This is a genomic window from Methylobacterium sp. WL1 (assembly GCF_008000895.1).
In the GTDB taxonomy this organism is placed as follows: Bacteria; Pseudomonadota; Alphaproteobacteria; order Rhizobiales; family Beijerinckiaceae; genus Methylobacterium.
The window spans coordinates 2,219,121-2,241,165 of record NZ_CP042823.1; the positions used below are offsets into that span (position 1 = coordinate 2,219,121).

At 69.0% G+C, this 22,045-nt stretch carries 14 protein-coding genes, 1 tRNA gene and 2 pseudogenes; 5 read left to right on the forward strand and 12 right to left on the reverse strand.

What is annotated here, in order from left to right; all coding sequences use genetic code 11:
* Nucleotides 1–82 precede the first annotated feature (82 nt).
* The 8 genes and pseudogenes from FVA80_RS10980 to FVA80_RS11010 form a co-directional block, all read right to left on the reverse strand.
* Nucleotides 83–1,117, reverse strand: a complete 1,035-nt coding sequence (locus tag FVA80_RS10980) for an adenylate/guanylate cyclase domain-containing protein (RefSeq protein ID WP_147906987.1) — start codon at nucleotides 1,115–1,117, stop codon at nucleotides 83–85.
* Between the two features lie 62 nt (nucleotides 1,118–1,179).
* The gene (locus tag FVA80_RS10985) at nucleotides 1,180–1,539 is read right to left on the reverse strand and encodes a response regulator (protein ID WP_147906986.1); all 360 of its coding nucleotides are present in this window, start codon (nucleotides 1,537–1,539) and stop codon (nucleotides 1,180–1,182) included.
* 70 nt (nucleotides 1,540–1,609) lie between these two features.
* Nucleotides 1,610–3,268 carry a response regulator gene (locus FVA80_RS31220; protein WP_246692360.1) on the reverse strand — a complete coding sequence of 553 codons (1,659 nt, stop codon included), beginning with the start codon at nucleotides 3,266–3,268 and terminating at the stop codon, nucleotides 1,610–1,612.
* A gap of 466 nt (nucleotides 3,269–3,734) precedes the next feature.
* Nucleotides 3,735–4,532 (reverse strand): annotated as a pseudogene (locus FVA80_RS31225) (PAS domain-containing protein); the annotation flags it as partial.
* A gap of 374 nt (nucleotides 4,533–4,906) precedes the next feature.
* Complete coding sequence (locus FVA80_RS10995; RefSeq protein WP_147906985.1) at nucleotides 4,907–5,113, reverse strand: hypothetical protein; 207 nt, start codon at nucleotides 5,111–5,113, stop codon at nucleotides 4,907–4,909.
* A gap of 28 nt (nucleotides 5,114–5,141) precedes the next feature.
* Nucleotides 5,142–5,840 carry a sugar transferase gene (locus tag FVA80_RS11000; protein ID WP_147906984.1) on the reverse strand — a complete coding sequence of 233 codons (699 nt, stop codon included), beginning with the start codon at nucleotides 5,838–5,840 and terminating at the stop codon, nucleotides 5,142–5,144.
* A gap of 1,126 nt (nucleotides 5,841–6,966) precedes the next feature.
* Nucleotides 6,967–8,283: an MFS transporter gene (locus tag FVA80_RS11005; RefSeq protein WP_147906983.1), complete on the reverse strand. Its 1,317-nt coding sequence runs from the start codon at nucleotides 8,281–8,283 to the stop codon at nucleotides 6,967–6,969.
* Complete coding sequence (locus FVA80_RS11010; protein WP_147906982.1) at nucleotides 8,283–9,473, reverse strand: helix-turn-helix domain-containing protein; 1,191 nt, start codon at nucleotides 9,471–9,473, stop codon at nucleotides 8,283–8,285. Before FVA80_RS11010 ends, FVA80_RS11005 begins: the two co-directional genes overlap by 1 nt.
* Nucleotides 9,474–9,976: 503 nt before the next feature.
* On the opposite strand from FVA80_RS11010, the pseudogene FVA80_RS11015 reads away from it, so the two are divergent.
* Nucleotides 9,977–12,280: pseudogene (locus tag FVA80_RS11015) on the forward strand (TonB-dependent receptor).
* A gap of 156 nt (nucleotides 12,281–12,436) precedes the next feature.
* Here FVA80_RS11015 and FVA80_RS11020 read toward each other — a convergent pair.
* The 4 genes from FVA80_RS11020 to FVA80_RS11035 all read right to left on the reverse strand — a co-directional run bounded on the left by FVA80_RS11020 (nucleotide 12,437) and on the right by FVA80_RS11035 (nucleotide 16,794).
* Nucleotides 12,437–12,511: transfer RNA gene (locus FVA80_RS11020), tRNA-Gln, on the reverse strand.
* Between the two features lie 132 nt (nucleotides 12,512–12,643).
* A complete protein-coding gene (locus FVA80_RS11025) occupies nucleotides 12,644–14,221 on the reverse strand; it encodes an aldehyde dehydrogenase (NADP(+)) (RefSeq protein ID WP_147906981.1) in 1,578 nt (525 codons plus the stop codon).
* A gap of 61 nt (nucleotides 14,222–14,282) precedes the next feature.
* Nucleotides 14,283–15,953, reverse strand: a complete 1,671-nt coding sequence (locus tag FVA80_RS11030; RefSeq protein ID WP_147906980.1) for a thiamine pyrophosphate-binding protein — start codon at nucleotides 15,951–15,953, stop codon at nucleotides 14,283–14,285.
* A gap of 148 nt (nucleotides 15,954–16,101) precedes the next feature.
* On the reverse strand, nucleotides 16,102–16,794 hold the full coding sequence (locus tag FVA80_RS11035; protein WP_246692361.1) for a GntR family transcriptional regulator: 693 nt from the start codon (nucleotides 16,792–16,794) through the stop codon (nucleotides 16,102–16,104).
* A 182-nt stretch (nucleotides 16,795–16,976) separates the two neighbouring features.
* Here FVA80_RS11035 and FVA80_RS11040 point away from each other — a divergent pair, with 182 nt between their 5' ends.
* The 4 genes from FVA80_RS11040 (at nucleotide 16,977) to FVA80_RS11055 (ending at nucleotide 21,977) form a co-directional block, all read left to right on the forward strand.
* Nucleotides 16,977–17,696 (forward strand): ribonuclease activity regulator RraA, encoded by a 720-nt coding sequence (locus tag FVA80_RS11040; protein ID WP_147906978.1) that lies wholly within the window; start codon nucleotides 16,977–16,979, stop codon nucleotides 17,694–17,696.
* Between the two features lie 64 nt (nucleotides 17,697–17,760).
* Nucleotides 17,761–19,134: an MFS transporter gene (locus FVA80_RS11045; protein WP_147906977.1), complete on the forward strand. Its 1,374-nt coding sequence runs from the start codon at nucleotides 17,761–17,763 to the stop codon at nucleotides 19,132–19,134.
* Nucleotides 19,135–20,865: an L-arabinonate dehydratase gene (gene araD / locus FVA80_RS11050; protein WP_147906976.1), complete on the forward strand. Its 1,731-nt coding sequence runs from the start codon at nucleotides 19,135–19,137 to the stop codon at nucleotides 20,863–20,865.
* A 107-nt stretch (nucleotides 20,866–20,972) separates the two neighbouring features.
* On the forward strand, nucleotides 20,973–21,977 hold the full coding sequence (locus FVA80_RS11055) for an SMP-30/gluconolactonase/LRE family protein (protein ID WP_147906975.1): 1,005 nt from the start codon (nucleotides 20,973–20,975) through the stop codon (nucleotides 21,975–21,977).
* Nucleotides 21,978–22,045 lie beyond the last annotated feature (68 nt).

Below are 22,045 nucleotides of genomic sequence, written 5' to 3' on the forward strand. Positions count from 1 at the left end.
GGGATCTCAGGAGCGACGCGGATGCGTCGAAGCCTGTCCGCCGCCGTAGCGATTCGCGTCATTCGTCGCGCGGTCGAAACGCCTATCTCAACGCGCAACAATAGACCTCGCACTCGCCCTTCCCCTTGAGGGCGACCTTGCCGACGGGACGGATCGCGCCGCCATCCTGCACCCGGGTCGAGGCCTCCTCCGACAGGTGGACGGCGCATCCGTCGCCGAGCGCACAGAGGCGGGCGGCGACGTTCACGGTGTCGCCCCAGAGATCGAAGGTGAACTTGGACCGGCCGACGATGCCGCCGACGACGGAACCGATGTGGATGCCGGCGCGGATCCGCCAGCCGGTCGGCCCGTCACCCGCGATGGCGACCATGTCCCGGGCGCAGCGCACCGCCGCGGTCACCGGGTCGGCGTGGGGCGACAGCAGGTTGGCGGTCGCCATGAAGGCGTCGCCGATCGTCTTGATCTTCTCCATGCCGTGCGTGTGGGCCACCACCTCGAACGCCTCCGCGAGGCGCTGAACCTCGGCGACCACGGCTTCGGGGCCTTGGGTGTGGCACCACGCCGTGAATCCCACGAGATCGATGAACAGCACCGCGACATCGTCGAAGAGCCGGGGCTTGACCTGCCCGGTGGTCATCAATTCGCTCACCGCCGCCACGGGCAGGATCGCGTGGAGCAGGTCGTCGGCGCGCTTGCGCTGCCGCTCGATGGTTTCGAGATGCGCCATCTCCCGGTCGTGGAGCCGCTTCCGGTCCAGGCACGCGCGGATCCGGGCTTCGAGCAGCACCGGCTCGAAGGGCTTCGGCAGGTAATCCTCGGCCCCCATCTCGATGCAGCGCACGATGCTGCTGATCTCGGTCAGCGCCGAGATCATGACCACCGGGGTATGGCGCAGCCGCTCGTGCGCCTTGATGCGGTCGAGTACGGCGTAGCCGTCGAGGATCGGCATCATCACGTCGAGCAGGACCAGATCGAACGGCTCCGCGTTCAGCAGATCGAGGGCCGCGCGCCCGTTGGCGGCCCGGACGCTCGCATGGCCGAGAAGCTCCAGTTCCTGCTCCAGCAGGTCGAGGTTGAAGGCTTCGTCGTCGACGATGAGGATGCGCGCTGGGTCCACGGGTCTCGCTCTCTCCGGGCCGATGCCACTCTGGGCTGAAGCCTCTCTGGGGCCGCCCGCGCTCAGTCGAGCCAGTGTTGCAGCTTGGCGAACAGCAGGTCCTCGTCGACGGGCTTCGTCATGAAGTCGTCGCAGCCCGCCGCCTTGGCCTTGTCGGCGTCGCCGCTCATCGCGTTGGCGGTGATCGCGATGACGGGAATGCCGGCCGTCGCCGGGTCGGCCTTGATCCGCCGCGTCGCCTCCCAGCCGTCGATGACCGGCAGCGAGAGGTCCATCAGGATCAGGTCCGGGGTGTGGCTCGCGGCCATCGCGACGCCGGCGGCGCCGTCGACCGCCATAACGAGCGCGTAGTCGTCCTCCAGGAGCTGCATCAGCAGGTCGCGGTTGAGCGCGACGTCTTCGACGATGAGGATGGTCTTCATCCGCCGACCTCCTCGGAGGCTGCGTGCGGGCGATCCAGCGGTCCTGCCGCGGCCTTTCCGATGGCAGCGCTCATTGCGTCACCTCGGCCGCCGGGTTGTCCGCCAGCGGCAACGCCCGCCTGACCTCCCGGACCAGGGCGTCGCGGTCGAGACCCTGCTTGTCGATCAGTCCGCGCACGCGCTCCCGGAGCATGCCCTGGTCGGCCGCGTTCAACGACGCCGCCGTTAGGACGACGACGGGGATCGTGCGGCCGACGGGATCGGCCTGGAGATGGTCGAGGAAGGTGAGGCCGTCCATGCCCGGCATCAGCAGGTCGAGGAGGATCACGCTCGGGCGCGCCTGCGCGATGCGCTCGAGGCCCGCGACGCCGTCCGGGGCCCAGTCGATCGTGCAGCCCTCGGTGTCCAGCAGCTGGCGGACGAGGTCGACCACGTTCGGGTCGTCGTCGACTACCAGGATGCGCTCGCTGTTGGGGGCGGCGCGCCCGAGGGCGCCGATCAGCGACTCGCGCTCGAACGGCTTCACGATGTAGTCGCTGGCGCCGAGGTGGAAGCCGAGCTCCTTCTGGTCGACGATCGAGATCAGGATGACCGGGATCTCGCGCGTCAGCGGGTCGGTCTTGAGCGCGTGCAGCACCTGCCACCCGTCCGTGCCCGGCATCATGATGTCGAGGGTGATCGCGCGCGGCTGAAGTGCGCGCGCCTTGCGCAGGCCCTCCTCGGCGTTGGGGGCGCCGACCACCTCGTAGCCGGCGTCCGACAGGTTCTCCTGAAGCAGGTAGACGACGTTCGGATCGTCATCGATCGCGAGCACGAGCCTGGACCCGGTCCGGGGCGCGGCAGCCATCGCGGGCGCCGACGGCTTCGGGCTCGGCTGGAGTTCGAGAGCGCCCTCGACCCGCTGCGGGATGGTGAGGGTGAAGGTCGAGCCCACACCCTCCCGGCTCTCCACCGCCACGTCCCCGCCGAGCATCCGCGCCAGCCGGTGGCTGATGGCGAGGCCGAGCCCGGTGCCGCTGTGGGCGCGGCTCGCGGAGTTGTCGACCTGCTGGAACTCCTCGAAGATCACGGTCAGCGCCGCGTCCGGGATGCCGATGCCCGTATCCGCGACCGCGAGCGCGATCCGGTCTCCGACCGCGCGGGCCCGCAGCGTCACCGAGCCGGTCTCAGTGAACTTGATGGCGTTGCTGAGGAGGTTGATGAGGATCTGCTTGAGCTTTTCCTGGTCGGTGAAGACCGTCTCCGGCAGGCCCTCCACGTCCTTGAGCAGCTGCACGCGCTCGCTCTTGACCAGGGGCTCGACCGTCCGGAGGCAGATGTCGATGGTGGGCTCCAGCGCAAACTGTGCCGCCTTCACCTCCATCCGCCCGGCCTCGACCTTGGCCAGGTCGAGAATGGTGTTAATGAGCGACAGCAGGTGCTCGGAACTCGTCAGGATCTTTTCGAGGTTCTCGAACTGCTTCAGCGGCAACACGTCCTTGGCCCGGCGCATCACCAGCCGCGTGAAGCCGATGATCGCGTTGAGCGGCGTGCGCAGCTCGTGGCTCATGTTGGCGAGGAAGCTGCTCTTGGCCCGGCTCGCGTTCTCCGCGGCGTCCTTGGCCTGACGCAGGTGCTCCTCCGCGCGCTTGCGCTCGATCACCCGCCCGAGCTGGGCGCCGATGTTGCCCATGACCTTCAGCAGCGCCGGATCCGGCGTCTTGGCCTCGCCGGCGAAGAACTCCAGCACCGCCACGACCTCGCGCCCGATCGTGACGGGGAAGGCGAAGGCGGCCCGGATCCCGTCCGCGGCCGCGGCGGGGGGGAGGCCAGGCTCCGGCTCCCCCCGAGGACCCAGGCCGGCGCGCCGGACGCCAGGACCGCCCCGGGAGCCCGACGCCGGCCGAGAGCGGCGTCTGCGCCGTGACGTCCCGGAACCGCGCGAAGCGCTCCGGCGCGTCGCAGTGCCAGAGGCCGGTCGGCACCAGGGTTCCGCTCCCGTCCTCGGCCAAGCGATAGGCGTGCCCGAGGGGCCATCCGGTATGGGCCGCGACCCGATCCAGGCAGAACCGCACGGCGTCCTCTACGGTGGCGGCTTCGTTGGCCGAGGCCGCGGTGACCTGCAGCAGCTCGACGAAGGCCGTCTGCTCCCGGAGCGCGAACTCGGCCGCCTTGCGCTCGGTGATGTCGCTCCACGACTCGACGACCTCGACGGGCTCGCCGTCCGGGCCCCGGACGAGGCGCTGCTCGTCCCGGACCCAGCGATAGGTGCCGTCCTTGCGCAGGAACCGGTACTCGATGACGTTGTGGCCGGTCGCCAGCAGATGCGGGAACTCCGCCAGGACCCGGTCCCGGTCCTCGGGGTGCAGCCGGTCCAGCCAGAATTCGGGGCCGGCGAGGTAATCGCTCGGCTCGTAGCCGAGGAGGTCGCGCACGTTCTCGCTGATGAAGGTCGGCGCGTTGCGGCCGCCCACCTCGAAGCTGCAGATCATCGACGGCGACGCGGTCAGGAGGTAGGTCAACCGCCCCTGCGTCGTGAGCAGGGCCTGCTCGGTGCGCTTGATCTCGGTGACGTCGGTGTAGACCGCGACCGTCCCGCCATCCCGGGTCCGGCGCTCGTTGATCTGGATCCAGCGTCCATCGCGCTGCTGCTGGAGGATCGGCCCGCGCGGGTCGCGGAAACGTGCGAGCCGGCTTTCGAGCCACGCGTCGCCGGTGTCGCCCTCCTCTCGCACGACGCAGCGTTCCGCGGCGGCTCGCGCGATTGCGGAGAACGCTGCCCCCGGGGCGATCACGGCATCGAGGCCGGGATGAAAGTCGCGGAAATGACCGTTGCAGAGGCTGAGGCGGTCTTCGGCATCGAACAGGGCGAAGCCGTCAGAACTGCTCTCGATCGCCTCGATCAGGCGTTGCCGCTCGCCGTCACGCGACGCCGTTTCCATGTCGAAGGCCATCATCTCGTGCCCTTCCGCCTCGAGCTTTCGACGCTGGGTTCCCGGGCCTTCCTCGGACATGAACCCGCGTCATCGATCCATGACATCGAAGCGCGATATCAAGTCACTTTGGAGTGGGGATCCGGAAATCACAATACCGAACGGTTTCTCCATGCGGACTATCGTGAGTCTGCTGTCAGTTTACTGATCTGTTTTCTGGGTTGATGGGTATGGTTCCGGATCGGCCGCCGTATCCGAGCGGTGACGGTCGCCGGTCGTGCCGCTGTAATGACGCGGTGGATGGATCGAGACGCTCGGAATGGGGGGCCTCGCCCACCCATGCCTCCCGCTGCCGATGCTCGGTCAGGGGTGACGAGCGTTATGCCACGACGCGCGCGGGGCGACCGGCGTCGCCGACCTTGTGCGCCATCGGACCGGATCGCCGGCCCTAACATTCAAAGGTGCTGCACATCGATCTTCGGGCGGCGGCTCACTCGGGCAACGATCCGCGACCAGAGCCGGTGCGAGGCTTCGTGCGCACGGGCCGCACGCAGCATCACACCCAGCGACAGGCTCAGCACGCTCGCCAAGAGCAGCAGAGGCCTGGAGGGTGGCATCTCAGCCTCGGCGTAGTCGTACCAGAGCGGGTTGTCGTCCTGCATGGCGTGGTCCCTCGGCGGCACGGCCACGCTACTTGCTGCCGCGCTGGGCGAGCACGGCCGGGACGGTGCGCAGCATGATCGCGATGTCCCGGCGCAGGCTCCAGCGGCTGGCGTAGTCCAGGTCGAGCGCCACGCGCTCGGCGTAGCTGGTGTCGGAGCGGCCCGAGACCTGCCACAGGCCGGTGACGCCGGGCGGCACGGCAAAGCAGGTCGCGAACGCCCGGCCGTAGCGGGCGACCTCGGCCTGCACGATCGGGCGCGGCCCGACCAGGCTCATCTCGCCGCGCAGGACGTTCCACAGCTGCGGCAGCTCGTCGAGCGAGGTCTTGCGCAGCACCTGGCCGATGGCGGTGATGCGCGGATCGTCGGAGAGCTTGTGCGTGGCGGCCCACTCGGCCCGGGCGCCAGCGCTGGCGGCCAGGTGCGCGGCCAGCACGCCCTCGCCGTCCGTGACCATCGAGCGGAACTTCAGGCAGCCGAAGCTGCGCCCGTCCCGGCCGAGCCGCATGTGCCGGAAGATCGGCGCCTTGCAGTCGCCGGCCCAGACCAGCACGGCGATCAGCAGCATCAGCGGCAGCAGCAGGAACAGCGCGGCCGCCGCCACCCCGATGTCGAGCCCGCGCTTGGCCGCCCAATCCAACCGAAGCCCACGCGCCACGAACGGCGTCTCCGGCAGAGCGGCCTCAGCCGCCTCGCCCACCTGCCCGAGCGTGAGTTCGGCCGTCACGGCGCAGCCGCCGCCAAGCGCGCCCGGATGAGCCGAGAAATCGGCCGCCCCCCGTCGCTGTAATGCACTCTGCAGCATAGTTCCGACCTCTCGACGGCGACGTTCGCCTTGGGTATTGGTTGGATGGTTAATCAATCATTACGTCTAAAAATGGGTAAATCACGGATGTCGATATGAGACTAGAGCCAATATTTAGTTCAAATGGTACTTAGTTAACTGGTCTAAGGCCGCATACGTAGTTGGGCGATGCGCGTTGCAGGAAATCTGTTCCCCGCCCGCTTCCAAGCGGGTTCAGCGGCCAAAACCTACGTAGTTTCGTCTCATAGAGACCCGTCTGGCCGGATCGATCGTACGCGACACAGTCACGGATGCCTCGGACGGCATCACCCACGTCGAGCGAGACCCATCGGTCGGGTGCGCTACGAGTACATCGGCAGAAAGACCTGTCCTCGCATCACGAGACCGAGCTGGTCGATTGCGATCCGTCGGTCGTGGGCGAACCCGTGGTGCCGCCCGCGTCAGCGCCACGCCATATCCCTGATCGCTCGGGCTACGGGCGGCGTGAAGCCCGATGCCGGCAAGGTTCGGCACGCGGCCCGTCGCGCGCACTGAGACATCGGCCGACGGGATCGAAGCTACGCCTCGATGACCGATCACACCGATCTGCCGTATGCTGGGCGCGATCACGCTTGAGCCACCGGTGCACAATAGAAAATGCCGCCGGTCTCCCCGATGATCTCCACGACCCAGTCCCAGGTGGAATCGCAACGGGCGGCCCCGGTCTTACGGCACGCTGCAGCGACCCGGTCGGCGACGCTCATCGCCTCGTCGAAGACCTGGGTCTCCAGGACGAAAGGGGCGCACCGGATCTTTGTGGTTGAAGACTTGATCTGTAATTTAAACACGATGTCTGGCCGCATATGAAACCAAAGACGATGCAATGACCGCATAGGCGGTTATGCACAGGTCCGCAGTGCCCTTACAGACACTGTAACCCGCCAAGCTAACCAATTGAGCCGGGAAAAACGGCAGGACAAAAGAACGGGACACCGAGACAAACGCTGGCGGGTCGGGGCCTGAAAGGGACCCGGCCTCGACAGCGTCGCCGGTCCGATCCGAGATAGGGCTACCGCGAACGGTCCGGCCTAGACGGCGCCCGAACGGTGCCGCCGACTAGGGCGAGGACAGACCCAAGCGCCGAGACGGGGATGAAGACGGTCAGCATCGCCAGCCCGACGCCCTCGGTGCCGAAGACACGATCGTTGAGAACGCCGACGAGGACGGGACCGAGACCGAAGGCGATCAGCGTGACGCCGGACACGAAGAGCGCATTGACGCGCCCGCGAAACGCTCTCGGTGTTAGGATTTGAAGCCTGGCCAATATGGGTGCGCTGGTCATGCCGAGAAGCGCCACCAGAGCGGTCAACGCCGTCAAGGACACGCTCAGGTCGGAGGCGAGCGCCGTCACGGCGACCGTGGGACCCGTCAGGGCGAGAGCGGCCGCGAGGATGAGAGATCCGGGCCTGCGTCGTCCGCGCGCGCGCCAGCGGTCGAGCAGCCGGCCGGCCGTGAGATGCCCGGCCGGCGCCGCGACGAGAACCAGCAGGCCGATCCGTATACCACTCTCGGCCGGCGTGAGATGATGCACCCGCACGTAGAAGGTCGGGATCCAGGCCGTCAGCGTCTGTCCGATCAGGACGGCCGCGACGGCGGTCCCGAAGAGCGGCAGATACTGCGCGCGCCGCCGATGCATCCACGCCCACAGCCGTGCGTCGCGCGCTGGCGGCGCGGGTGACGGTTCAACGATGCTGAGGGCGCCGACGAGCAGCAGGACGTTGGGGAGGCAGGCCAGGACGAACAGGGCGCGCCATGGCGGCAGGGCGGCCTCCATCCCGGGAATCCGGAACCCGCCGTTCAGGGTCATCCAAGCCAGCACCGTCCCGCCCAGCAGGAGGGCGGAACTGCGCCCGATGCTTCCGCCGGCCGTAAACCACGAGATGCCCCGTCCGAGCCGATGCCTCGGCAAACGATCGGACAGGAGCGAGAGCGCGACGGGCGTGATCGCCGCCTGGCCGAGGCCGAGGAGCGCGCGGGCACCGAGGAGCAGCACGAAGGTGTCTGCGAGTCCGCACGCGAAGGTCGCCGCGCCCCACACGACGAGGCTGGCGACTAGCAGCGCACGCCGATGGCCGCGATCCGCGAGGACACCCATGCCGGGCATGGCGAGCGCGTTCACCAGCGCGAAGGCGGACCCTTGAACCAGTCCGAGTTGCGCATCGCTGAGCCCGAGATCCACCTTCAGGGGCTGCGCCACGAGGGTGATCAGGAAGCGATCGCCGAAGGCGACCAGCTGGACCGCCGCGAGCAGCAGGACCAGCGGCAGTCCATCCCGGTCGCGCCAGGCGCGACCGGGCCGAGTGCTTCCCTCCTGGACGGCCCGCATCAGTACAGCTCGGCGACCCAGCGCGCGAGGACCGGGTCGGGGGCGACCCCGTCTTTCGCTCCGGTCGAACGGGCCTGCCGGATCTCCGTGCGGAACCGGCCCGGCGGCGCGCCGTAGGCACCCGCGAAGACGCGGCTGAAATGGCTTTCGTTGGCGAACCCGTGCTCATGCGCCAGGCTGGCCAGGGGGCGATCCTCGCCGGGCCGCAGCAGGGCCTTCCGCACCGCCTCCAGCCGGCGCTGCTGGATGTAGCGCGCGATGCCGCCGTCCACGCCGAAAACCTTGTAGAGGGCCGAGCGCGACATCCCGATTCCGGTCGCGACAGCCTGCACGTCGAGCCCTGCGTCCATCAGGTGGGCCCCGATGAACGCTTCCGCCCGCGCTCGACGCACGGGGTCGGCCGCCTCGTGCGAGAGCGCCCGGTCCGTGATCGGCAGGTTGGCGAGGCCGAGGCCCAGGAGCTCCGTCACGGCGCGCGCCGCATGGCCGGTGCCGTCCGGCGGCAACGTCGCCACCCGCCGGACGAACGAGGCCAGAAAGTCGGAGAGCAACCCGGCCGCGGCCGCCGGCAGGATCGCCCCGTGGATGTGATCGATGGTCCCGAGCACGCTCCGCACGTGCTCGCGCGCCAACTGCACGGAGATGAGCCGGGCGCGCTCCATCTGCGATCGGTGCGGCCGCGAGGTGTCGACGATCATGACCTCGCCGGGACTGAGCCGCCGCTCGTCCTCGATCGGACCCGACACCAGTTCTCCGGAGAGGAGGAGGTGCAGAGCGAAATGGTCGAAGCCGTCGCGTCGGACGCGCGCGGCGTCCCGGCTGTGCCGAAGGCCGCTGATCTGACGATCGAACACGATCATCCTGGGCTCTCGCACGATCCGGACGCTGGCGTGGAAACAGCCGTCGGTGCGCGTGACGTCGGTGCCCGAGCTGTAGAGCCGCCGATACGCTTCGAAGCTGCCGCAGTCTGTGGCGGCGCGCGCGTCAAAGGTCAGCGCTTCGACAGGCATGAATCGGCGTCTCTCCCGGACGGTTGAGGCAAGGATCTCGGTCGGATCGCGACTGCGAGCGCGGCCAAGCACGCGCTCGCAGCGGTCCCATAGATCCCCGCCCAGGTGCGGCGACCGCACTGCGATACGAGCGACGGTTCGAATGGTTCCTGGGATGCCAAGCGGCCCAACCCGACGCAAGGGCGTCGGCAGCGTCCTCGCGCAACCTTGATTTCGCGCCTCCCGAACGGCCGACCTGCCAGACCCGGCCGTAACAGGCCCCACGCCAGCCGCGGTCACAATCTGGTGACTTCGCAACCGCGGACCGTAAGCGATTGGCGAGCCGTGGTCCCCCGCGTTCGAGCCGCTGACTTGCCGACCTTGCAGCGGGATCCACGCCGGAGACCGCGACCGCGCCGCGGCGAACGCAGGAAGCCGCCCGCAAAGACCGTACGATCCGGACCGTCGCTGCTCGACGGTAAAGTCGATATCGGGCCAATCTCAATCTCGGGCCGTAGTGCTGACCGTTTTCACATGTTACGCCCGTGTCATCGACTGTGCCTCGATGCACGCGCAGCGCCTTTCGCCATCCGGCATCCACTCGAGACGTCGGCTGGAGCCGTGGCGCCGAACCGGTATCCACTTCGGCGGCGCGCGCTCCAGGCCTACATCGTCATGTGCGTGACCGACGGCTCTCCGACGCCATGACCCGCCACCGTGCAGCCTGTGGCGTCATCGCGCTTCTCGCGGCTTCCCTGCCGTGCACGGGCGCAGGCGCCGCACCGGCGGCCCGTGCCCTCGTCCTGGATGAACTATCCGTCGTCGGCGACGCGAACCCGTCCGCCGACGATTTCGCATCCAGGCCCCGGCTGGACGACCGAGCCCGGCCAATCCGCGAGTCGGCCGGAGCGACGATGACCCACCTGGGCGCGATTGCGTATCGGCCCGCCGCCGACATCGGACAGGTCCTGATCGACAGTCCCGGCGTCACGGTCCGTCAGGGGACGGGAGGCCGCGACGTCATCGTGTCGATCCGCGGCAGCAATGCCCGGTCGACGGGCACGAACAGGAACATCGTCGTCGTGGAAGACGGCTTCTCCCTGACACAACCGGACGGTGTTTCCCGCTTCGATCTGACCGACCCGCATGCCTACAGCCGCATCGACGTGTTCCGCGGACCGCAATCGGCGTTGTTCGGCAATTACGCCACGGGGGGCGCCATCGCATTCCAGACCCGGACCGGCCGCGAGATCGACGGCTACGAGATCGGCACCGACGCCGGCAGCTTCGGATACCGCAACACCTATTTCACCGTGGGCGACGCCAGCGGGCCGTTCGAGATCAGCCTGTTCGCCAGCGATGTCCGCGCCAACGGCTATCAGGATCATTCGAGCTACGACACGCAGACGATAAACCTCTTGGCGAACTATACCCCGACCCCGGACAATCGCTTTACTTTGAAGGTCATCGACAACACGCTCAACGCGAACCTCGCGGCCCGCTCGTCTCTGGCGCAGTACCGGATCAACCCCTACTAGCGCGGCTGCGCGGCAGCCGCGACCGCTGCGCCGGGCTGCACGACGGTCGCCTACTTCGTCAACGGCGCTTTCGGACCGATGGCGTCGGTCACAGCGAGCGAAGCGGCCTTGTTGCGCGCCGACCAGCGTTCGGTGGTGGCCGCGCGCTGGGAGCACGACCTCGACGCGTCCACCACTCTGCGCACGCAGCTCGGTTTCGATGAGCGAGACTTCAATCAGCCGTTCTCGACGGCGGCCCCGCGCGGATCGTACCCGGCCTGGAATTTCCTCACCGACCTGAGGCGACAGGATACGCTGTTCGGGCTCCCGGCGGTCGGCTACGCGGCACTCACCTACAACACGATCGACGGCCACGCGGCTATCTTCAACAGGGTGCCTTACGGCGGCCCACGCCTGGGAGCCCTCGTCGGCGATCAGCGCACCGTGCAGGACAATCTCGGCGGGCGGGCGCGGATCGAGCTGGCGCTCGGAGAGCACTGGACGGCTGTGGCGGGTTTCGGCGTCGAGCGTACGGTCATCACCGGGCAGAACAACGCCTTCTCGACCAGCGCCGCCGGCACGGTCGGCACGGTCGTGCGCGTGGATCGCAGCTTCCTGAATGTCGCGCCCGAGTTGGCGCTGGTGTTCAGCCCCGTTCGCGAATGGCAAATCCGCGCCCGGGCCGCCATCGGCTACGGGACGCCTGCGGCGACCAACCTGTTCATCACACCCGCGGGGCAACCGGGCGACAACGTGCAGCTTCAGGCCCAGAGAAACCTGGGATTTGACCTCGAGGTGAACTGGGCCCCCGCACCAGACCTGCAGTTGTCCGTCACCGGCTTCTACGAACTGTTCCGCAACGAACTGCTCTCGCAGTCACCAGGGGCCGGCCTGCTGCCCTATGTCTTCAATGCTCCGGCCTCGGAACACCGAGGTGTCGAGGTCGGCGGCCGCTGGATTTCACCAGACGGCTGGCGCGCCACATTGGCTTACACCCACGACGACCAAGTCTACACCAGCTTCGTGGAGCGACTCAGCGCCGGGACACGGGCCGCCCGCTTCGACCGTGCCGGCAACCACATCCCCGGCGTGCCCGCGGACGCAGCCTTGATCCGGCTCGGCTACGAGCAGACGCATGGGCCGTGGGCGGGCGTGGGCCTGTTCGCCGAGTCGGTCTACCAGAGCAGCTTCTTCATCGACAACGCGAACCTGCTGAAAGCGTCCGGCTTTGCCGTCGTCAACCTCAACCTGCACTACGACCGGGCCATGACGGGCAGCGCGGACATGGGTTTCGCCCGGCGGCTGAGCCTTTACCTCGAGATGCGCAACCTGCTCGATCGGGTCTACACCAACTCAGCACAGAACCTGGCCGATACGATCGACGCCAAGACCGGTCTTCAGAACGGAGCGGGCATCCTCGCCCGGACGACAGGATCGATCTTCGCCGGCGCCCCACGCACGCTCGTGGGAGGTCTGAAGCTCGCGTTTTGAAGCCTCGACGGATCGAGCGGTCATGCGCTCAACCTGCTCCGGGAGCGGGGCGAGGCATACCTCCTTGTCCATCTCGGACCACGGACCTCCCGAGCGAACCCGGACGGATCCGACAAGAGCCGGAGAATCAACGGTCGGCTGAGAAGCACAGGAATTTGGCTGGGGCGCCAGGATTCGAACCTGGGAATGGCGGTACCAAAAACCGCTGCCTTACCACTTGGCGACGCCCCACCGTGGGCCGGGGGCTGTCTAGACGGGCAGCCCCGGCGTGGCAAGCGGTCGTTCGGGCGCGAACGGCGGGGTTCGAGCCTGTGGCGCGCGGGGATGGCTAGCTGTGTGCCTGGCCCCGTGGCCCTGGGGCCGTCAGCGGCGCTCGAGGGTGCCGTCGAGCCTGCGCGGGAGGTTGAGCGGGTTGGCTTCCTGGAGCGCTGCGGGCAGCAGGGCGTCGGGGAGGTCTTGGTAGCTCACCGGCCGGAGGAACCGGTCGATCGCGAGGCTCCCCACCGAGGTCGTGCGCCCGTCCGAGGTCGCCGGGTACGGGCCGCCATGGACCATGGCGTGTGCCACTTCGACCCCCGTGCCGAAACCGTCGACCAGGATGCGTCCGACCCGACGCTCGAGCAGCGGGAGCAGCCCACGCACGGCCGCGTGATCCTCGGGGGCGATGTGCAGGGACGCCGTGAGCTGTCCCTCGAGCTGCTCGAGCACCGCCCGCATCGCGGCGAGGTCTGCGCAGCGCACCACCAGGGCGGCCGCGCCGAACATCTCCTCCTGCAGCGCCGGCTCGGCCAGGAAAGCGTCCGAATCGGTGGCGAACAGGGCTGCCCGGCCCTGAGTGGCCGCGCCGTCCGGCCCTTCGGCGAGCTGCGTCACGGCGGCGTGGCGGCCCAGGCGCGCGACGCCCTCGCAATAGGCGCGGTGGATGCCGGGGGTCAGCATGGTCGCGGCCGGGCTCTCCCGCAGGACGGCCGTGGCCGAGGCCAGGAAGGCGTCGAGGCCGGGGCCGGGCACCGCCAGGATCAGGCCCGGGTTGGTGCAGAACTGGCCGGCGCCCAGCGTCAGCGAGGCCGCGAAGGCCCGCCCGATCGCCTCGCCCCGGGTCGCCAAGGCGCCCGGGAACAGCAGGACCGGGTTGATGCTGCTCATCTCGGCATAGACCGGGATCGGGCGGGGGCGCTTGGCCGCGATCTCCATCAGGGCGGTGCCGCCCCGGCGCGATCCGGTGAAGCCGACCGCGGCGATCCGGTGGTCGGCCACCAGCCCCTGCCCGATCGACTGGCCCGCATCGAACAGCAGGGAGAACACCCCTTCCGGCAGGCCGCTCGCGACGACCGCCTGCTGGATCGCCCGGCCGACCAGCTCGGAGGTGCCAGGATGGGCCGGGTGCGCCTTGACGATCACCGGGCAGCCGGCCGCCAGCGCCGAGGCGGTGTCGCCGCCGGCCACCGAGAAGGCGAGCGGGAAGTTGCTGGCGCCGAACACCGCCACCGGTCCCACGGCGAGCATCCGCAGGCGCAGGTCCGGCCGCGGCAGCGGCTTGCGGTCCGGCAGCGCCGGATCGATGCGGATCTGGAAGGCGCTGCCCTCGCGCAGGATTCCGGAAAACAGGCGTAGCTGACCCACGGTGCGGCCGCGCTCGCCCTCGATCCGGGGCCGGGGCAGCCCGGTCTCCGCCATGCAGCGGGTGACGAGATCATCGCCGATGTCGAGGATGTTGGCGGCGATCGCCTCCAGGAAGGCCGCCCGGGCCTCCGGCGCGGTCTCGCGGTAGGTGTCGAAGGCGGAATCCGCCAGGGCGCAGACCCGGTCGAGATCGGCGAGGCTCGCGCCGGGGAAATCGGGTTCCAGGGTGTTGCCGGTGGCCGCCTCCACGGCCTGGAACGCGGCCTGCGTGCCTCGCTGGGCCTGAGCGCCGATCAGGTTCTCGCCACGCACGGTCATAATCGACTCCTGTTCGAAACGGGTGCGGACGCTCCGCACCGGGTCGGTGAGACGAGGCCTCTCAGCCCTCGCGTGCCGCCAGGGCCTTCGCGCGGATCGCTGCTAAGGTCATGGTCGGTGTCAGCGCCTCCGGGTCGACGAGGCAGTGGATCATCGCCGGCAGGCCGGCGGCGAGGCTGCGCTCGAAGGCGGGGGCGAACTCTTCGGTGCGCTCGACGCGCTCGCCATGGCCGCCGCAGGAGCGGGCCAGGGCGGCGAAATCCGGATTGCGCAGTTCGGTCGCGGAGACCCGCCCGGGATACTCGCGCTCCTGGTGCATCCGGATCGTGCCGTACATGCCATTGTCCAGGACCACGACGACGATCGTGATGCCGTACTGCACGGCGGTGGCGAATTCCTGCACGGTCATCATCACGTCGCCGTCACCCGCGAGCGTCACGACGATCCGCTCAGGCGTGCTGCGCTTGGCCATCACGGCGGCGGGCAGGCCGTAGCCCATCGACCCCGAGGTCGGGGCGAGCTGCGTGCCGAACGCGCGGAACCGGTAGTAGCGATGGATCCAGGTGGCGAAGTTGCCGGCGCCGTTGCAGATCACCGCATCGCGCGGCAGCCGCTCCCGCAGCCAGGTGATCGCCTGGCCGTACTGGAACGCCCCGGGCTTGGGTTCCGGCGCCTCCGACCAGGCGCGGTAGGAGGCGTGTGCCTCGGCGGCGCGCCCTGCCCCCGGCGCGTCGTAGCGCGGCAGGGCGGCGCAGAACGCCCCCGGGCTCGCCTGGATCGCCAGGGCTGGCTGATAGACCCGGCCGAGCTCCTCCGGATCGGGATGGACGTGGACCAGCGGCAGCCCGGGATTGGGGATGCCGAGCAGCCCGTAGGACTGGGCCGGCATCTCGGAGAGACGCCCGCCGACCATGAGCAGCAGGTCTGACGCCTGGATGAGGGCCAGGAGGTCCGGGTTCGGTCCGATCCCGAGTTCGCCGGCGAAGTTCGGGTGGTCGGCATCGAACAGGTTGGCCCGCCGGAACGAGACCGCCACCGGCACGTCGTGGCTCTCGGCCCAGGCGGCCAGGGCGGTGCGGGCGGCCTCCGTCCAGCGTGCGCCGCCGAGCAGCACGACCGGTCGCCGCGCCGCGGCCAGCAGGGTGCGCAACCGCTCGACATCCTCAGGCGACGGGGCGGGCTCGGCCGGAACCACCCGCGGCGCGTCGGCGACCGCCGCCACATCGTCGAGCATGTCCTCCGGGAGGGCGATCACCACCGGCCCGGGGCGGCCCTGCAGCGCGACCCGGAAGGCCCGCGCGAGGATCTCCGGGATGCGGGCTGCGTCGTCGATCTCCACCGCCCACTTGGCCAGCCCACCGAACATCTGGCGGTAATCGACTTCCTGGAACGCCTCCCGGCCCCGCATCGCCCGGCCGATCTGCCCGACGAACAGGATCATCGGCGTCGAATCCTGGCGCGCGATGTGGACGCCCGCCGAGGCGTTGGTGGCTCCGGGGCCGCGGGTGACGAAGCAGATGCCCGGACGGCCGGTGAGCTTGCCGGCGGCTTCCGCCATGATCGCGGCGCCGCCCTCCTGCCGGCACACGAGCACGTCGATGCCGCTGTCGCGCAGGGCGTCGAGCACCGCGAGGTAGCTCTCGCCGGGGACGCAGGTCACCCGCTCGATGCCCTGGACGAGCAACTGATCGACGAGCACCTGCGCACCGGTGCGTGGGGGCAATCCGCTCAAGCCGTTTCTCCCTGGCGATGATGCCGCCCGGAGGAGGTCTCCAGGGGCGGCCGGCCTGTTGCGGCCGTGCGCCTTACCGATGCCGTGTCCTGGGATGCGACTGATATGTCAGCCTCAGGGTAGGGCTGCGGGTGGCCCGGTCAACCTGTCAGACCAGAGGCCGTCGGTCGAGGGCCCGTCGCGTCATCTGATCGAGGAGATCGAACAGGGTCGCGATTCCGGCAAGGGCCCGCTCGGCGTTTCGGGCGGCGATGCCGGCCACGATCGTAGCGTGGATTCCGGCGCAGTCTTGGAAACTGGCGGTGGGCTCGTGGCTGTACCAGAACCGCCGGGACTGGGCGTGGAGCGGAACCATCGTGCTGGTCAGCGTCTGGTTGTAGGCCGCTCCGACCATCGCCTCGTGCAGGGTGCGCTTGAGGCGGAAGTAGACCTCGCGATCCCGGGCACCCGCGGCCACGAGCAAGCCCTCGGTATGACGCTGCAGGGCGTCCAGGTCGTTGTCGGAGGCGCGGACGATGATGCAGCGGGCCATCGTCTCGTCCAGCGGGCGCCGGACCTCCAGCAATTCGAGGTGGCGGATGACGTCGACTGGGGTGACGAGCACGCCGCGGCGCGGATGGACCTCGACGAAGCCGATCGTCTTGAGCCGCGCCAGCGCCTCGCGGACCGGGGTGCGCCCGAGCGCCAGTTCCGCGCCGAGTTCGCCCTCCGACACCATCGCGCCCGGTGCGAGGCGGCGGCTGATGATCATCTGCTCGATGGCGTCGTAGGCGGTCTCGGCGAGGGACCGCGTCCGTCCCGCGTCGGTCGCGATCGCGCGCGCGTCGGGGCTTGCCGTCAAGCTCCTCGCATCCCCCAACCCGATTCCCTCTCGAAGCCTTGGCTTGCTTCTGTTGACAATGGCTCCAGTCGGCGCCCTACTCAAGCACTGAGATATCAGGAGTCGCCCAGGGCGCATCCGCGCCGACCGGATCCTCGACGATCCGGGCTCGATGGCGACCGCCTTCAAGGGGAGGGATGCGGATGGCCGGGCTGTCCTCTGCGACGCGCGACAAGCTCAAGACCGTCAGCACGGCGACGCTGATGACCGCGTTGTTCAAGCGCGGCCTGCGCAATCAGATGATCCAGGGCGTGCGCCCGCTGAAGGCCGGCGGCGGCACGATGGTCGGCGAGGCGTTCACCCTGCGCTACATGCCCGCCCGCGAGGACCTGAACCCGATCACGGTGTTCCGCGACCGCGCGCATCCGCAGCGCAAGGCGGTGGAGGAGTGCCCGCCCGGCGCCGTGTTCGTGATCGACAGCCGCAAGGATGCCCGGGCGGCCTCGGCCGGCTCGATCCTGGCGACTCGGCTGATGGTGCGGGGCTGCGCCGGGCTCGTCACAGACGGCGGCTTCCGCGATGCAGACGAGATCGCCCAGCTCGACATGCCGAGCTACCACGTGCGTCCCTCGGCGCCGACGAACCTCACCCATCACCAGGCCATCGACATCAACGTGCCGATCGGCTGCGGCGACGCCCCGGTCTTTCCGGGCGACGTGATCGTGGGCGACGGCGACGGCGTGGCGGTGATCCCGGCCCATCTCGCCGACGAGGTTGCCGACGAGGCGGTGGAGATGACCGCCTACGAGGATTTCGTCACCGAAGAGGTCCGCAAGGGGCGCTCGATCCTCGGCCTCTACCCAGCCACCGACGAGCAGAGTCTCGCCGACTTCGCCGCGTGGCGGAAGCAGACCGGGCGCTGACGGGGCCCGATACGCACCGGCGCGTCGCCGGCGAAAACGAAAACTCGGGGTCAGGAGAGCGGCTATGTCGGGGGGCATACCAGCTATCGCGGCGCAGACGGAGATAGAGAAGCGAACGGTCGGCAAGGTCGCTTGGCGAATTCTGCCGCTGATTGTGGTGATCTATTTCGTCGCCTACATGGACCGCACCAATGTCGGCTTCGCCTCATTCGGCCTGAACCTGCAGTTCGGCTTCTCCGCGACCCTCTACGGATGGGGCGCGGGGATCTTCTTCCTCGGCTACGTCATCTTCGAGGTGCCGAGCAACATCCTCTTGGAACGCAACGGAGCGCGGCTCTGGATCGCCCGGATCATGGTCACCTGGGGCCTGGTCGCGGGCAGCATGGCGTTCATCACCGGGCCGGTGAGCTTTCTGGTGATGCGCTTCCTGCTCGGGGTCGCGGAGGCCGGCTTCTTCCCCGGTATGATCCTGTACTTCACCTACTGGTTTCCCCGCCGATACAGGGCCCGGGTCGTCGCGGCCCTGTTCCTGGCGGTGCCGGGCTCGAACGCCCTGACGGCGGTGATCTCCGGGGCGCTCCTCCAGCTCGATGGCGCGCTCGGCCTGTACGGCTGGCAGTGGCTGTTCGTGCTGGAAGCGGTGCCGTCGATCCTTCTGGCCTTCGCCGTGCTCGCGCTGATGACCGATCGGCCCGCCAGGGCCGCCTGGCTCGCACCCGATGAGCGGATCTGGCTGGAGGACACGCTGGAGGCCGAGCGCCGGAGCACGGTCGGGAGGCATGGGCATTTCACGCTCAGGCAAGCCCTGACCGACCGCCGGGTTCTGGCGCTCGCGTCGATCTACTTCTTCATCGGTACGGCGACCTACGGCATCACCTTCTTCCTGCCGCCGATCCTCAAGGGCTTGAAGCTCACCGACTGGGAAACCGGCCTCGCAACGGCGGTTCCCTATGTCGTCGGCACCGTCGGCATGGTCGCCTGGAGCTGGTCGTCGGATCGGCGCGACGAGCGCCGCTGGCACTTCGTGGTTGCCGGCCTGATCGCCGTGCTCGGCCTCGTCACGGCGGGGCCGATGCTGGGCAGCCTCTGGGCGCTCACGGCGATGTCGGTGGCCGCAATCGGCCTCTACGGGACAAAGCCGGCCTTCTGGGCAATGCCGGGGGAGTTCCTGTCGGGACCGGCTGCGGCCGGGGGCATCGCGCTGATCAATGCGATCGGCAATCTCGGCGGCTTCGTCGGCCCCTATGTCCTTGGCTGGCTGAAAGACGCGACGGGCACCTACGAGGACGGGCTGTACTTCCTGGCAGCCTGTGCGTGCGCCTCTGCGACGATTACCCTTCTGGCGGTTCGGCCCATCGCATCCTCGGCGGATCCGGGAACCGCCGCGGGACCGCCGGTCGTTGCCGCAACCGAACGCGCGAGACCGGAGACCGTCTGAATGACTGCACGCAAGAAAGACCTCGGCGATCTGCGCAGCCAGCGCTGGTTCGGCGCCACCGACCTGCGCAGCTTCGGTCACCGATCGCGCATGCTTCAGATGGGCTACGAGCGCGCCGATTTCAGTGACAAGCCGATCGTTGGGATCATCAATACCTGGAGCGACATCAATCCCTGCCACCTCCACTTCCGCGAGCGCGTCGAGCACGTGAAGCGCGGCGTGTGGCAGGCGGGCGGGTTCCCGATCGAACTCCCGGCGCTCTCCTTGTCCGAAAATTTCGTCAAGCCGACTACGATGCTCTACCGAAACCTCCTGGCCATGGAGGTGGAGGAACTGCTGCGTCAGCACCCGGTCGACGGGGCGGTGCTGATGGGCGGTTGCGACAAGACCACGCCCGGCACGGTGATGGGCGGCATCTCCATGAACCTGCCGATGATCTTCCTGCCGGCCGGGCCGATGATGCGCGGGCATTCCGGCGGCACGATCCTCGGCTCGGGCTCCGACGTGTGGAAGTACTGGGCCGAGAAGGAAGCCGGCGCCATCACCACGCAGCAGTGGAACGACATGGAGGCGGGCATCGCCCGCTCGGCGGGAACCTGCATGACCATGGGCACGGCCTCGACGATGACGTCGATCACCGAGGCTCTCGGCCTGTCGCTTCCGGGCTCGGCCTCGATCCCGGCGGCCGACGCCGATCACCCCCGCATGGCCAGCGCCTGCGGCCGGCGCATCGTCGAGATGATCTGGGAGGACCTGAAGCCGTCCGACATCCTCGACCGGCGCTCGATCGACAACGCCCTGGTGGTCCACAACGCGCTGGCCGGCTCGACCAACGCGATGATCCATCTGGTGGCGATGGCCGGGCGGGCCGGGATCCCGATCAAGCTCGCGGAGTTCGACGAGTTCGCCCAGAAGGTGCCGGTGATCGCCAACCTGCGGCCCTCGGGCCAGTGGCTGATGGAGGATTTCCACATCGCCGGCGGCATCCGGGCGCTGATGGTGCGGCTGTCCCCCCTCCTCCACCTCGACGCCCGCTCGGTCACGGGCGGTACGGTCGGCGACGGGCTCGCCGGCATGAGCGTCTACAACGACGACGTGATCCGCCCGCTGGACAAGCCGATCGTGACGACCGGCGGCACCGCGATCCTGTACGGCAACCTTGCGCCGCATGGCTGCGTGATCAAGCCGCCGGCCGCGGACCCGCGCTTCCTCAAGCATACCGGCCCGGCCCTGGTGTTCGACGATTACGACGCCATGAGCGCGGCGGTGAACGACCTCGACCTCGACGTCACCCCGGACCACATCATGGTCCTGCGCAACGCCGGCCCGGTCGGCGGCCCCGGCATGCCGGAATGGGGAATGCTGCCGATCCCGAAGGTGCTGCTCCGACAGGGTGTGCGCGACATGCTGCGGATCTCGGACGCGCGCATGAGCGGCACCAGCTACGGTGCCTGCATCCTGCACGTCTCCCCGGAATCGGCGGTCGGCGGGCCGCTGGCGGCGGTGCGCAACGGCGACCGCATCACGGTCGACGTAGCCGAGCGGCGCATTCACCTGCACATCGACGAAGCCGAGATCGCCGCGCGCGTGGCCGCGTTCGTACCGCCGAACCGGGCCTATCCACGGGGTTACAACCGCCTGTTCGCCCAGCACGTCCGGCAGGCGCACGAGGGCTGCGACTTCGATTTCCTGGAGGGCGCCGGCGGCATTCCCGAACCCGAGATCCATTGACGCCAACCCGCCGCCCGCGATCCCAGCCCGGCGCAAGGAAGCCCATCGGCACAGCGGCCTGCACGCTGCCGGCAAGCGCCGGCGGCGGAAACGGAGAGAGAGGGTATATGGCCACGATCGCACGCAGGGGCCTGCTCGCAGGTGCGGCCCTGCTTGGAGCCGCGCGGGCTGCCGGAGCCGGATGGGAGCCGTCGCAGCGTGTGCCCGATCCGGCCGTCGAGGTGCTCGATCCGGCTTTTGCTAAGTACCGCCTGGCCTCCGCCACCGTGGAGCGGGTCGCCACCGGCCTGCGCTGGGCCGAGGGGCCGGTCTGGTTCGGCGACATGGGGGCGCTGCTGTTCAGCGACGTGGTCAACGACCGGATCATGCGCTGGGACGAGGCCTCCGGCGCGCTCACGGTGTTCCGCAAGCCGTCCGCCTATGCCAACGGCAACACCCGGGACCGGCAAGGGCACCTCGTCACCTGCCAGCACAAGACCCGGAGCTTCACCCGGACCGAGCATGACGGATCGATCACCACGCTGCTCGATCGGTTCGACGGCAAGCCGCTCAATTCGCCCAACGACGTGGTCTGCCATTCCGACGGCGCCGTCTGGTTCACGGACCCGGCCTTCGGGCCGAACCCGCACGAGTCGATGGCGGCTCCGGAGCTTCCGGGCAACGTCTACCGGATCGACCCGGCCAGCGGGCAGGCGAGCCTTGCAGTGGCGGGGCTCGCGGGTCCGAACGGGCTGGCCTTCTCACCGGACGAGTCCAAGCTCTACGTCATCGAGGCGCGTGCCAAGCCGAACCGCCTGATCCGCGTCTACCACATCGTCGATAACGGCACCAAGGCCGCCAACGGACGGGTGTTCTTCGACGCCGGCACGGGGACGCCGGACGGATTCCGGGTCGACGTCGATGGCAACCTGTGGTGCGGCTGGGGCATGAGCGAGGCCGAGGACGGCGTGCTCGTCCTGTCGCCGCAAGCCAAGCCGATCGGCCGGATCCGCCTGCCCGAGCGCTGCGCCAACCTCTGCTTCGGCGGCCTCGAGCGCAACCTGCTGCTGATGTCCGCCTCGCATTCGGTCTACGCGCTCTACGTCAACACGCGCGGCGCCGGGACCTGCTGATCCCGGTCGATCGCACGACGCATCCGGCGGCGACCCCGTTTCACGGAGACGGGCCGCCGTTGGATGCG

Bases quoted from the DNA above. Each gene is read 5' to 3' on its own strand.
- FVA80_RS10985 (WP_147906986.1), bottom strand. From the start codon at position 1,539: ATGAAGACCATCCTCATCGTCGAAGACGTCGCGCTCAACCGCGACCTG.
- FVA80_RS10995 (WP_147906985.1), bottom strand. From the start codon at position 5,113: ATGCAGGACGACAACCCGCTCTGGTACGACTACGCCGAGGCTGAGATG.
- FVA80_RS11005 (WP_147906983.1), bottom strand. From the start codon at position 8,283: ATGCGGGCCGTCCAGGAGGGAAGCACTCGGCCCGGTCGCGCCTGGCGC.
- FVA80_RS11025 (WP_147906981.1), bottom strand. From the start codon at position 14,221: ATGACCGTGCGTGGCGAGAACCTGATCGGCGCTCAGGCCCAGCGAGGC.
- FVA80_RS11040 (WP_147906978.1), top strand. From the start codon at position 16,977: ATGGCCGGGCTGTCCTCTGCGACGCGCGACAAGCTCAAGACCGTCAGC.
- FVA80_RS11045 (WP_147906977.1), top strand. From the start codon at position 17,761: ATGTCGGGGGGCATACCAGCTATCGCGGCGCAGACGGAGATAGAGAAG.
- araD (WP_147906976.1), top strand. From the start codon at position 19,135: ATGACTGCACGCAAGAAAGACCTCGGCGATCTGCGCAGCCAGCGCTGG.
- FVA80_RS11055 (WP_147906975.1), top strand. From the start codon at position 20,973: ATGGCCACGATCGCACGCAGGGGCCTGCTCGCAGGTGCGGCCCTGCTT.